General features: G+C 71.1%; 7 protein-coding genes. 3 read left to right on the top strand and 4 right to left on the bottom strand.

The features are described from left to right. Positions 1 to 6: 6 nt before the first annotated feature. A complete protein-coding gene (locus tag ACZ5LB_RS09265) occupies positions 7 to 507 on the bottom strand; it encodes an N-acetyltransferase family protein (RefSeq protein ID WP_464605909.1) in 501 nt (166 codons plus the stop codon). A gap of 397 nt (positions 508 to 904) precedes the next feature. On the opposite strand from ACZ5LB_RS09265, the gene ACZ5LB_RS09260 reads away from it, so the two are divergent. After that, the gene (locus ACZ5LB_RS09260) at positions 905 to 2,005 is read left to right on the top strand and encodes an NAD(P)/FAD-dependent oxidoreductase (protein WP_464605908.1); all 1,101 of its coding nucleotides are present in this window, start codon (positions 905 to 907) and stop codon (positions 2,003 to 2,005) included. A 6-nt stretch (positions 2,006 to 2,011) separates the two neighbouring features. Here the strand turns inward: ACZ5LB_RS09260 and ACZ5LB_RS09255 are convergent, their stop codons facing one another. From ACZ5LB_RS09255 to ACZ5LB_RS09245, 3 genes are read right to left on the bottom strand one after another with little or no spacing between them, the layout of a single operon-like run. Further along, complete coding sequence (locus tag ACZ5LB_RS09255) at positions 2,012 to 3,127, bottom strand: HD domain-containing phosphohydrolase (protein WP_464605907.1); 1,116 nt, start codon at positions 3,125 to 3,127, stop codon at positions 2,012 to 2,014. A 32-nt stretch (positions 3,128 to 3,159) separates the two neighbouring features. Continuing rightward, positions 3,160 to 3,543: a DMT family transporter gene (locus ACZ5LB_RS09250; RefSeq protein ID WP_464605906.1), complete on the bottom strand. Its 384-nt coding sequence runs from the start codon at positions 3,541 to 3,543 to the stop codon at positions 3,160 to 3,162. After that, entirely contained in the window at positions 3,540 to 5,279 is a 1,740-nt protein-coding gene (locus tag ACZ5LB_RS09245) for an ArnT family glycosyltransferase (RefSeq protein ID WP_464605905.1), read from the bottom strand. The genes ACZ5LB_RS09250 and ACZ5LB_RS09245 overlap by 4 nt, the downstream gene beginning before the upstream one ends. Positions 5,280 to 5,349: 70 nt before the next feature. On the opposite strand from ACZ5LB_RS09245, the gene ACZ5LB_RS09240 reads away from it, so the two are divergent. Together ACZ5LB_RS09240 and ACZ5LB_RS09235 are read left to right on the top strand one after the other, a co-directional pair. After that, positions 5,350 to 6,753: a replication-associated recombination protein A gene (locus ACZ5LB_RS09240; RefSeq protein ID WP_464605904.1), complete on the top strand. Its 1,404-nt coding sequence runs from the start codon at positions 5,350 to 5,352 to the stop codon at positions 6,751 to 6,753. A gap of 139 nt (positions 6,754 to 6,892) precedes the next feature. Next, the gene (locus tag ACZ5LB_RS09235) at positions 6,893 to 13,060 is read left to right on the top strand and encodes a putative Ig domain-containing protein (RefSeq protein ID WP_464605903.1); all 6,168 of its coding nucleotides are present in this window, start codon (positions 6,893 to 6,895) and stop codon (positions 13,058 to 13,060) included. The last annotated feature ends 2 nt before the right edge of the window (positions 13,061 to 13,062 follow it).

The following is a 13,062-nucleotide window of genomic DNA, read 5'->3' as shown; positions in this document are numbered from 1 at the left end:
ACCGCGTCATCCGGGCCTCCGGGCCATGACGATGGCCTCCCCCAGGAACCCCGGGACCTTCTTCCTGCGGACCTCCGTGAAGCCCTCCCTTCGCCAGAACGCGAGGGCGCGGGGGTTCCCTTCGAGCACCGCCAGGCCCAGCGCGGGGCAGCCCCACGCCAGGGCCAGGGCCTGCACGACGCCCAGGGCATGCCTTCCCAGGCCCCGCCCCTGGTGGGTCTCGGCGAAAAGCAGCAGGCCGATGTGGACGCACCCCGGCGCCGGATACCCGCGCAGCAGCTCCGCGGCGCCCACCAGCGCGCCCTCCAGGAAGAACCCCAGCACGCATTTGTCGGCCAGCGCCATGCCCGGCGGGAGTGACGTGAAGGTCTCCTCCGCCTCGGAGCCGTCGGGGTCCCGCCCGTGGGCGATGCGGCTGTACCCGGGCGCCCCTGCGTGCAGGGCCTGCAGGGCCGCCACGTCGGCGGGCGCGTCACGGTCAAGCTGGCGGTGGGAGATGACGTCCAAGGGAGGGCCTCGAGGGGGATGGGAAGTCGAAGGGCGTGGAACAACCGTATCCAGGAACCCGCTCCGGGCGGCGAGGCCGCCTGAAAAACAGGTAGCAATCTGTCCTGACGCGACCAAAGGCGCTATAGGGTCTTTGGTCCTGCAGAATCCATTCTGTTCGAAGCCTGTGGGAAAAAGATTATCGCCGAGGCGCCGAAGACGCCGAGGATCGCCGAAAAAGATTTTCTTTCTTTTCCTCGGCGAACCTCGGCGACTTCGGCGCCTCGGCGACAAGCCTTTTCTTCCGGCCTACGGAACGACGGGCTCCTGCCGATATCCCCGGCCTCCCTTAAAGCGTCGGCCGATGCCATATAGAATCAGGGCATCCTCTGTCTCCCACATGCCCGGCAAGGTTCCCATGACTGAACACATCGAATGCGTGGTGATCGGCGCGGGCGTCGTGGGCCTGGCCCTGGCGCGGGAGCTGGCTTTGCGGGGCCGGGAGGTGGTGGTCCTGGAGCGGGAGGATCGCTTCGGCATGGGCATCAGCTCGCGCAACAGCGAGGTGGTGCACGGCGGCATGCACTACGCCACCGGCACCCTCAAGGCCCGCCTCTGTGTCGAGGGCAACCCCGCGCTGTACGCCTTCTGCGCGGCCCATGGCGTGGACCACCGGCGCTGCGGCAAGTTCATCGTGGCCACCCGGGCCGGCCAGGTGGAGACCCTGGAGCAGGTCCTGGCGCGCGGCCTCGCCAACGGGGTGTCCGGCCTGCGCCTGGTCACCGGCGCCGAGGCCATGGCCGCGGAACCCGGGTTGACCTGCCTGGCGGCGTTGGCGTCCCCTGCCACCGGCATCGTGGACAGCCACGGCCTCATGAAGGCCCTTCTCGGAGATGCCGAGAACCACGGCGCCAGTCTGGTGCCCCGCAGCCCGGTACTGGGGGGCGCCGCCGCTCCCGGAGGTGTGCTGCTGGACGTCGGCGGGCCCGAGCCCATGGCCGTCCTGGCTTCGGAGGTTTACAACTGCGCGGGTCTCGGCGCCCGGAAGGTGGCCCAGGGCATCCGGGGCGTGCGCCCGGAGGCCCTTCCACCGCTGTCCCTGGCCAAGGGCAGCTACTTCGCCATCGCCGGGCCCGCGCCCTTCTCCCGCCTCGTTTACCCCGTGCCCGAGGCCGCGGGCCTGGGCGTGCACCTGACCCTGGACCTGGGGGGCCAGGCCCGCTTCGGCCCGGACGTGGAGTGGGTGGAGGAGGAGGACTACGCCGTGGACCCCGTCCGCGCCGACGCCTTCTACGGGGAGATCCGCCGGTACTGGCCGGCCCTTCCCGACGGGGCCCTCCAGCCCGCCTACGCCGGCATCCGCCCCAAGCTCCAGGGCCCCGGCGACCCCGAGGCCCGGGACTTCCTCATCCAGCGCGCCGACGCGCACGGGGTGCCGGGGCTGGTGAACCTCCTGGGGATCGAATCGCCGGGGCTAACCGCCTGCCTCGCCCTGGCCGCGCACGTGGCGGGCGGCTGATCTGCGTCAGGGCAGCTCGGGCTCGGCGAAGGTGTCCGGATGCTGCCGCATGATCTCCTGGAACCGCGGGAGGTTGTCGAAGAACACGCGGGTCAGGGCGGGGTCGAAGAGCTTGCCGCTGTTGTCCCGGATGTAGGCGAGGACGTCGGGTTCGGTCCAGGGCATCTTGTAGACGCGGCGGTGGGTGAGGGCGTCGTAGATGTCCACCAGGCAGGTGATGCGCGCCTCGATGGGGATCTGCTCGCCCGCGAGGCCGAGGGGGTAGCCGGAGCCGTCCCACTTCTCGTGGTGGCACGCGGCGATGCGCGCCCCCATCTGGATGAAGGGGACGGTGGAATCCTTGAGGATGGCGGCGCCCATGGCGGTGTGGGTCTTCATGATGATCCACTCCTCCTCCGTGAGGCGTCCGTCCTTCTGGAGCACCCGGTCGGGGATTCCGATCTTGCCGATGTCGTGCATGGGCGCCGCGGCCTGCACGGTCTCGACGCGCTCCTCGTCCCACCCGAGCAGGCGCCCCATCTCCGCGGCGAAGAGCCCGATGCGCCGCACGTGGGCTCCGGTCTCGTTGTCCCGGTGCTCGGAGGCCGAAATGAGGCGCAGGGCCACCTCGTCCCGGGAGGCCCGGATCTCCAGGGTCTGCTCCTGCACGCGCCGGGCCAGGATGGCTTCCCGGTCCCGGTAGTCCAGTTCCAGCATGCGCCGGCGCAGCGCGGCGGCCACGGCGATGAGGATGTCGTTGGTCTTGAACGGCTTGAGCACGTAGCCGTAGGCCCCGTACCGCAGGCACTCCATGGCCATCTCGGTGTTGTCCATGGAACTGACCATCACCACGGCGATCTCGGGGATCCGGTGGGCCACCGCCTTCACCAGCGCGAGGCCGTCCATGCCCGGCATGCGGATGTCCGAGAGCACCAGGTCGATCTTCTCCTTCTCAAGCCGGTCGAGGGTCATGAAGGCGTCGGAGGCCTCGGAGCAGGTGAAGCCGTGCTTGCGCAAGGTGCGCAGCAAGGCCAGACGCACGATTTCCTGGTCATCCACCACCAGGATGTGGATGTCCTTGGGGTCGTGGCCCGGCAAGGGCCAGTCGATGGGAAGGGCTGGGGGGCTTCCTGCGGGTTCCATGACAAGGAGATCCTAGCGGAGACCCGGGTGTTTCAGGAATGTTTCGCCACGCCGGTGAACGCCTGGAGGGCGACGCCCAGGATGATCAGGGACAGGGCGCCCCAGCGCAGGGGCGGGATGCTCTCGCCCAGCACGGCCTGGCTCAGGAGGGCGTTGACCAGGAAACCCAGGGCCAGGAAGGGGTAGGCGTAGTTCACCTCCACCAGGTTGAGGGCGCCCGCCCAGAGCACCACGCTCAGGGCGTAGCAGCCCAGGCAGGTGAGGGTCCAGGGATTGAGTCCCAGTCTGAAAAGGGACGGGAGGTCCCAGGTCATGCCGCCCACGGCCTGGAGGCCCTTCTTCATGGCGATCTGGGCGAAGGCGTTGAGGAGCACGCCGACGAGGATGAGGGGGAGGGCCTTGACGTAGGGGCTCACTGGGTTTCCTTTCCGGTTTTCCGGCGGATGAGGAGGGCCTCCCCGCCGCCGACGGGCACGTTCAGCAGGATCTCGAAGCGGTTCCGGTCCAGGCCCCAGTCGTTCATGTCCCACTCCCTGCGCATGGCCACGAGGCGGTCCTCGGGGCCCAGGCCTTCCAGTTCGCGGGCCGTGTGGAGTTCGGGCATGCGGTGGGTGGTGTAGACCATGGCGCCGCTGCGGATCGTCTGCCAGAAGAAGACCCGGCGGCCCTGAATGAGGGGCTGGACCGACGCGGTCCACACCCGGTAGCCCTTGCGGGCGTCCAGGAGCCGGAAGCCCCAGGTGCCCACCACCAGGAAGGCCAGGAGGATCGTCGCCGCGGTGTCCCGCACCACGTGGCGGCCCTGTCCCGCCATCATCCGGCCCAGGAGGGACAGGGCGCCCAGGAGGAAGATGGCGGCGCACGCGCGCAGGGGTCCCAGGTAGGGGAGGAGCTCGGCCTGGAGCTTCGGGCCCCCGGCGTTCAGGAAGGCCAGGGAACCCAGGACCAGGCCCAGCACGGCCAGGGCCCCGGCCAGGATGCCCCCCAGGCGGCGCAGGCGGGTGGGCCCGACGGCCTCCACCGACAGCGGCTGCAGGAGCGCGGCCAGCAGCAGCGCCAGGAAGGGGTAGATCATGAGGAGGTACTTGCCCTGCTTGCTCTGGGAGCAGCTGAGGAGCACGAAGGGCACCACCACCGCCAGGATCAGGAACCGCGCCAGGGGGCTGCGCCGGGCCCCGGTGCCCCGGAGGAAGAGGCCCAGGGCCGGCAGCAGCAGGCTCCAGGGGAAGAAGTCCCCGGCCAGGTACTGCACGTAGCGCCACACGGGCTGGATGTGGTCCCAGGCCTTCAGGGCTCGTTCGAAATTCTGGTGGACGATCATCTGGTAGGCGTAGGCCGGGCCGCCCTTGATCCCCGCCGCCACGTACCAGGGCGCGATGATCGTGGCCATGAGCAGGAGGCCCCAGCCCGGCAGCGTCCGCCGCAGGGCGCCGAAGTCCCGTTCCCAGGCCAGGAAGGCCAGGAGCAGCGCCCCGGAGAGCACCAGCGCCAGGGGCCCCTTGGCCAGGAAGGCCAGGGACATGCAGGCGTAGGCCCCCAGGAACCACACCCGCTCCTCGTAGGGGTAACGCGGGTTGGCCTGGTCGCGGATGAGCAGGTAGCCCCCGATCCAGGCCAGCCAGCTCCACGCCAGGAGGGCGGCGAAGACCATGTCGATCTGGATCAGCTGGGACTGCCAGAGCCAGATGGGCGTCGAGGCCAGGATCAGGGCCGCCAGGTCCCCCATGTCGGCCTGCAGGAAGCGCGCCGTCCACCTGCGGAACCCGAACATGAAGAGGATGGAGGCCAGGACCGGCGGCAGGCGCAGCGCCCAGGCCGAAACGCCGAACGTGAAGCCCTGTCCTCCGGTGACGGCCTCGCCGACGATCACCGAGGCCTTCATGAGCCAGTAGAAGAGGATCGGCTTTTCGGAATAGGGCACGCCGTTGAGGTAGGGCAGCAGCCAGGTGCCCCGCTCCCGCATCTCCCGCACGCACTGGGCGAAATCCGGCTCGTCCGGGCTCCACAGGTCCCGCATGGGCAGGACCAGCAGCAGGGCCAGGGCGAACAGCAGCGGCACCCGGTTCCGCACGAGCCACGCCAGGAGGCGGTTCCGGGGCTCGGGGGAGGAATGGATGCTGCAGGCGTCGCCGGGGGTCTCGTTTTCAACCATCCCCTATCGTCCCCTGCCTTGCCGGATCAGGCCAGGGCCATTCGAGGCCCCATGGGATAATCTGGAAGCGATGAACGGCAACCACGTCCCCCTAGCTGAGCGCATGCGGCCCCACGCCCTCGAGGACGTCGTGGGGCAGGGCCACCTCCTGGGCCCCCGGGGGGCCCTGACGCGGCTCACCGCCGGGGGGCGGCTGCCCTCGCTGGTCCTCTGGGGTCCCCCCGGCACCGGGAAGACCACCCTGGCCCGGCTCCTGGCGCAGGCCACGGGCCACCCCTTCCTGGAGTTCTCCGGGGCCTCGGGCTCGGCGGCCGAACTCAAGAAGTTCCTCAACGAGCACCGGGAGCAGCCCCTGTTCCGCACCGTCCCCCCCGTGCTCTTCCTGGACGAGATCCACCGCTACAACCGGGCCCAGCAGGACATCCTCCTGCCCAGCCTGGAGCGGGGCGACGCCATCCTGGTCGGGGCCACCACCGAGAACCCCGCCTTCTACCTGAACCCCGCCCTGCGCAGCCGCTGCCAGCTGCTGCCCCTGAAGCCCATCGAACCCGCCGACATCCGCCGCGTCCTGGCCCGGGCCTGGGCCCTGGAGCGGGAGGGGGAGGAACCCCCCGCCCAGGTGCTGGAATGGCTTTCCGGCTGGGCCGGCGGCGACCTGCGCTCGGCCCTGGCGGGCCTGGAGACCTGGCTGAACCTGCCCGGGGCCGACCTTGAAGGCCTGCGGGAAGCCCTGGGCGGCCGCATCATGTACGACCGCGCCGACGGGCACTACGACCTGGCCAGCGCTTTCCAGAAGAGCCTGCGGGGCTCCGACCCCGACGCGGCGCTCTACTACCTGTCCCGCATGATCCGCGGCGGGGAGGACCCCCGCTTCATCTGCCGGCGCCTCCTGGTGTGCGCGGCCGAGGACGTGGGCAACGCCGACCCCATGGCCTTCGTCATCGCCGAGGCGGCAAGCCGAGCTGCCGAGCAGATCGGCTGGCCCGAGGCCCGCATCCCCGTGGCCCAGGCCGTCCTCTACGTGGCCAACGCCCCCAAGAGCAACGCCACCGTCCTGGCCATCGACGCCGCCATGGCCGCCCCGGACCTGCCGGTCCCCGACGCCATCGGCGACGCCCACACCGCCACCAGCCGCTCCGCCGGCAAGGGCGAGGGCTACTTCTATTCCCACACCGACTACGACCATGCCCAGGCCTTCCTCCCCGTGGCCCTGCGCGGCACGGCCTTCTACCGGCCCATCCGCCCCCAGGAGCGCAACTGGCGGGACAAGGCCGAACCCGACCCCGGCGCCCTGGGGGACCTCTGGACCGAGTGGATCCAGGCCAACCCCGAGGGCGGCGACGTGCCGGTGGACGCGTGGGCCACGGCCCTGGGCTGCAGCCGGGAGGCCCTGGCCCGCGCCGTCGGGCGGCTGGGCGCGGGCGTGTGGAAGCTGGAGCGGGTGCTGAGGATCCGGCCCGGGGATACGGACTGACCCCGATTGAGCCTCCCGGTACGTGATCCGCAGGATCCGGATCCGGGCGGCCGGGAACCCAGGTGCCGTCCGGGCGCATGTGGTAGGGAAGGCCTGTATGAATATTTAATTCATGCAAATCCCCTGCTACGGAATCCCCATGCCCAGGCTGCCCATCCTCCCCGCCTCTGCCTTGCGGACCTTGCCCGTGGCCCTGGGCCTCCTCCTGGCCCCGGCCTGCCAGGGTGACGGCAGCAGGAAACAGGCGCCGGAAACGGTGGGGGTCACCATCGAACCGCGCAACGCGGAGATCACGGCCGGGGAGGAGGTGCGCTTCGGGGCGGTGGTGTCGGGCACGGTCGAGCAGGGCGTCTACTGGGCGGTGATGGAACCCGGGGGCGGGGAGGTGTCGCCGGACGGGCGCTTCCTGGCGCCCCCCCTGGCCGGCGTCTACCATGTCCTGGCCCAGTCGAAAGTCGCTTCCCGGGCCAAGGACGTTGCCGAAATCAAGGTTCACCCCAAGGCGGAGGTGGTGGCCTTCAAGGCGCACCCGCCGCGGCTGCGCGCCGGTGAGACCGTTACCCTCACCGCCGAGTTCACGGGAGGGCAGGGCCGGATCCTGCCGGGCTCCGTGGCCGTGACCAGCGGAACCCCCGTCGGCTTCACGCCGGACGGCAACACCACCTACACCCTTGTGGTCACCAACCCCCTGGGCCAGACCGCGACCCGGAAGCTGGCGGTGGAGGTGGTCCCCGCCACGAATGCCCTGCCGGACATCAGCGCCCCCCGGGTGGTTCGCGCGGGCAACCTCCACGTGGCCGTCTTCAACCGCGCCAACGCCAAGGTGGAGTGGCATTCCGAAGATGTCGAGTTCATGGGGACCGGGGCCAGGCCCCACACCCACGTGGTGCTCTTCCGGCCCAAGGACCGGATCTCCACCTACGGCCTTTCCGTGAAGGCCCAAGGGGTGGCCGGGGAACCCGCCGACACGCCCGGTTCGGCCTCAGCCCGGCTCGAGCGCCAGTTCACGTTCCAAGGGAAGGTCGAGACGGGCTCCGGCGCCGATCCGGTCCTCATCGTCGACAAGCCCTTCGTGACGCGGGGGAAGACCTGCCGGGTGCGGGTCGGCTCGCCCCGTCCGGGGGCCTCGTACCGCTGGACCGTCAAGAACGGCACCGCCTCGGGAAGCGGACCGGAGGTGACCGTCACCGCGGGCGACGCCAGCCACCTGCTGGTCACCTGCGAGGACGGCCCCCACGCCACCACCACGGGCCTGCTGGTCCTGGAACCGCCGGATCCGCCCGTGATCCGGGCCGGCGAGACCACCGTGGCCGGCGCGCCCCAGGGCGCCTTCGTCACCGAACCCCAGGCGGGAATCACCTACCGCTGGGAACTGGACCCGGCCCAGGGCCGCTTCACGGGGAACCAGGCCACGGCCGCAGGGCGCATGGTCACCTTCACCGTGGCCAAGCCCGGACCCTTCACCCTGCGGTGCCAGGCCGCAAACCTGGCCGGCGACGTATCGGCGCCCACCCTCCTGGTCGTCACCGCCGTGCCCTACGCCCTTGAACCGCCCATGCTTCGGGTCCCCGCCCTGGTGCGGGCCGGCTCAGGTCCCCAGGCGGCCGAAGTCATCGACCCCGTCGCGGGCCAGACCTACGCCTGGACCGCCCAGGGCGCCGATCTGGCCACGGCGGATGGGGCGCAGGTCGCGTTCACGCCCACCCAGGACCACGTCCTCCTCACCTGCACCGCCCGGAACCCGGTCACCGGGACCGCCAGCGCCTCCGCCGCCACCTGCAGCGTCGTGCAGCCCATCGCCGAGCCCGTCATCCTGGCCCCGGCCACCGTGGCGCCCGCCACCACCCAGGTGGCGGGGGTGCTCAACGGAGGCCGTCCCGGGGAGACCTACACCTGGACCCTGGCGCCGGAGGGAACCCTTTCCCAGGCCACCGGGGCCGCCGTGGCCTTCACGTCGGGGGCCGCCCAGGGGCCTTTCGTGCTGACCTGCGTGGCCACCAACCCCCTTGGCGACCGATCCGCCACCGCCACCTTCACGGGCCAGGTCTCCGCCCCGGCCGGCCCCTCCGGAGGCGGGACCCCTCCGCTCGGCGGCGGCGCGCCCGCCGGCACCGGAATGGCGCCGGGCGGCGGGACGACAACGGGCACCGGAACGGACCCGGCCCCCGGGACGACGCCGGGAGCCGGAACGACCGCGGGAGGCGGCACCCCGCTCCGGCTGCGCATCGCGTACCCCTCGATGACCTTCCGGAAGAATGCCCCGGTCCCCGTCCAGGCCCCGGTGGTGACCAACGCCGTGCTGCCCATCGCGCGGTTCGAGCTTCTGGGCGCCATCCCCGGCGGACTCGCGTGGAACGGCGCCACCGGCGAAATCTCGGGCGTCCCGGACCAGGTGCAGTTCGCCAACTTCTACGTCGCCATCGTGGACGGCGCCGGCAACCGGGCCGAATCCGATCCGGTCACCTACGCCATCTCCGATGACACCGTCCTGGGCATCTCGTACGGCGCGCCCGGGCCCGTCGTCTGCGCCACCCGGCAGCAGCTCGACCCCCAGGCTCCCACCGTCACCAACGTGGCGGCGCACTTCGGCCTGGCCTACAGCCTGGTGGGTGACCTGCCCCCGGGGCTCCACTTCGATCCCGGGACCGGCTCCATCGGCGGGGTTCCGCGGGCCGCGGGGAGGTACGCCTTCCAGGTCGCCGTCCGCAACTGGGACCGCACCGCATCCACCGACCTGGTGTACCAGGTGAACCCCGGCCCGGCGATGGCCCTCCACTACCCCGACTTCCACTTCGACGACCGCCTGGCCATCGAACAGGTTCGCGGGGTCACCAACCCGGATCCCGATCATGCCGCCGGTTACCGCTACACGGCACTCACGCCCCTTCCTCCCGGCCTGGGCCTGGATCCCGGCTCCGGCGTGATCTCCGGGACCGTCCCCGCGCCAGGCACCTACACCTTCTCCGTGAAGGTGACGTCCCTGGACGGCCATTCCGGGTCCGAGCTCGACACGGCCGTGTCGAACCTCGTGACCTACACCGTGGTGCCCTTCGTGGCCCTGGGCTCCCTGACCCTGACCGCCTCGGTGAACCCGCTGCCCCATGACCAGGACCTCACCCACCTTTCCTGGACCTTCACGGGCATTCCCCAGGGGATCTCCCTCACCCGCAACCTCCTCGTCAAGCCCCGGGGGGCCGCCGTCTCCTCGGATCCGGACCCCGCCATCCCCCTCGCAGCCGGCGCCACCGGCGCGGATGTGCCGGTCACCCGCCGACAGGCCTTCACCCTCACCCTCAAGGACCGGGACGGACTCCCGGACCTCTCGGCCAGGCTGTCTCTGGCCAGGCGGTCCCTGGAGGTGGTGGCGGGGAATCCCGGGATGGCCCATCCCGCCCCGGAATATGGGGATTCCCAGTCGGGCCACCCCCCCCGGGAAGGACGGTGGCGCAACGTGAAGGGCCTCGTCGCCCATGGCGGAGACGTGATCATCTCCGAAGGCCCGGACGCCACCCTGCGCCGCATCGCCACCGTTGGGGGGACGGTGGAACGTTTCGCCGGGTCGTACCGGCTGCCGGACCACGGGGCCCGCCCCGACCGCCTCGCCAACCCCGGGCCCATGGCCGTGGCGGGCACGGAGCTGCTCATCTGCGACAACGGCACCCATACCGTCAAGACGATGCCTCTGGACGGGAGCGCGCCTCCCGTCACGCTCGCGGGCACCCCGGGCGTCGCCGCCCCCGCAACGGCCCCCCCTTTGGCCCCGAGCGTGACCCACCCCGGGCTCCCGCCCGAGCCCGTCACTCCCTTCGCCGGCGCCCGCTTCGGCACGCTCACGGGCATCGCGGAGGCCGGAGGCTTCGCCTTCGTGGCGGACCTGGAGCACGGTGTCCGGGTGCTGGACATCGCCAACCGGCGGACGCGGCTCCTGACCCCCGAGAGCGTCACGTACACGCACCCGATTTTTAATAAAACCGCCCCCCACACCCCGAGGCTGTGGCGTCCGATCGCGATCGCGGCTGCGCGGATTCTGCTTCCGCATCCCACGAACACATACCGATGGTTCGTCTTCGTCGCCACGGAGAAGAGCCCCCAGTGGGACCTCACGGCCAAGGAACCTTCCCCATTACAGAACGGGGTGATCCAGGTGCTCGCCTCGGACCGGGACGACCCCGTCAATGCGGCGTGGACGCTGAAGCCCTTCGCCGGCCAGGTCAAGTCCGGCTTCGGGGACGGCCCCGGCGGCAGCCTCGCGGCCGGGGCCATGTTCCGGAGCCCCGCCGCCCTGCTGGTGGCCAACGGCGAGCTCCTCGTCGCGGACCGCGGCAACCATTGCCTTCGCACCGTCGCCATCGTCGCCGACGGGGCCGGGACCGTCACCGCCGGCCAGGTCACGACCGTGGCCGGCGCCCTCGCCGCGGGACGCGTGAGCGCGGGCTTCCAGGATGCACCTGAGCCCCTGAAGGCCCGGTTCAGCCGTCCCTCCCAGCTTGCCGCGGGGGTCGCCCCGGGAACCTTCTGGGTGGCCGACCAGGACGAGCACGTGATCCGCCAGGTCCACCTGGGCCTTCCCGGCGGCGTCACCTCCCTGGGCGCGCCCTGGACCCCGACACCGGAAAAGCCCTGGGCCGACCACCTCAAGGGGCACGAGGCCCGGTTCCTGGGACCCAGGGGCATCGCGGTGGAACAGTCCACTGGCGACGCCTTCGTGGTGGACACCGGGAACAACTGCATCCGCCGGGTGGCCCTCCGCGGGATGGACACCGTTCCATCCGGAGCGGTGGGCACCTTCGCCGGAAACCCCAAGGTGAAGGAGGCCCAGTTTGGACCGGAGTCCCTCGCCAACGCCCGGTTCAAGAACCCCACCGAGATCGCCATGGACGGTTCGGCCCGGATGTTCGTCCTGGAAGATGGCGGCTCCCACATCAAGATGATCGACCAGGGCCGGGTCCTGAACGTCCTTGACGTCGTCCGCGGGGGGGCTGGCGTCCACATCGCAGCCCGGGGACGGGGCGCCCTGGCGCGCCTGAACCCCCTGGACCCTCCGGACGCCCAGGCCATGGTGGCGTTCTGCAGCAGCCCCGCGGCGCCCCCCCCGGACCCCAAGCGCGGAACCGCGCCCGCGCCGCTGGCGCAAGGAGCCTACGCGGCCTACCTGGCCACCCATCCCGGCGGCGGCCCCTGGAGGGTCACCCTCTGCCGGATCACCGGCACCGGACCCACCCCGGCCTTCGCCATGGAGACGGTTGCCGACGGCCTGCCCCACGGGCCGCAGGCCCTGGCCATCGGCTGGGACAACCGGGTCCATGTGGTCCTGCCCCATCACGACCAGGATCTCTGCATGATCCAAACCTATCGGGAGGTCGTGCCCGGGGGCCCCGCCTGGGTAATGGACGGCCCGCCCTTCGCCTTCGGGCCCGGGGTGGCCGCCAGCGTTCCCGGCACGGCCGAACGGACCGAGGGCGGATTTCCCGAGATCACGGCCGCTGCCGTGGATTCCAGGGGGAACCTTTTCCTGGCCGATGCCGCCAACGGGGCCGTCTGGGTCCGCCGGGAAGCCAGCGGGACCTTCGAGTGCGTCGCGGGCCATCCCGGCGTCAACCACCTGACGGGAGCGGAGCCGGGCCAGGCCCTCGCCTCGCCCCTCCTGGCGCCGATGGGCCTGGCCGTGACGCCCGAAGACGACCTGGCCCTATCCTGCGGAGACGCCGTCCTCCAGGTCACCGCGCCGCTGCTTCCCTACCAGGAGGCGCTTCCGAACCCGGCGTGGCGCACCCAGACCGCCCATAACCGAAGGGCTGGCGGGGCCACGGCACCCACCACGGGCACCTCCGGGGCCGGATCGATGTCCCAGTTGGAAGCCATCGCCAATATCCATTTCACGAAGGGCATGGCCCTGATCACCACCCATCCGGAGGGGGCCCTCGAAAGGCTCGAGAAATACCTGGAAGGCGCGGAGAAACACCCCGAATGGAGGAACTTCTCCAACGCGATCCAGGCGGCCCTGCCCCTCTGGGCCAGCCTCGGCGACCAGGCGCAGACGGCGGGCAACGCGGACCTGGCCCTGGAGCACTACCGGAAGTACGTCAAGTTCGGCAACGCGCCCCGGATCCCGGTGGTCCGTGCCGTCATGGACCGGATTCGGCCGCTGGCCGCCGATGGCCTCGTGCGCAGAGGAGACCAGGCAAGGCTGGCCGGCGACGCGCCCGCGGCCCGGGACTATTACGAGGAATTCCTCCGGATCCCGGGCATGAACGCCGATCCCCGCAGGGCCACCGTGAGGTCCCTCCTCGACGCGCTTCCCAAATGACC

This window comes from Mesoterricola sp. MK458 (assembly GCF_055384935.1).
This window is presented reverse-complemented; position numbering and strand designations above follow the sequence as displayed.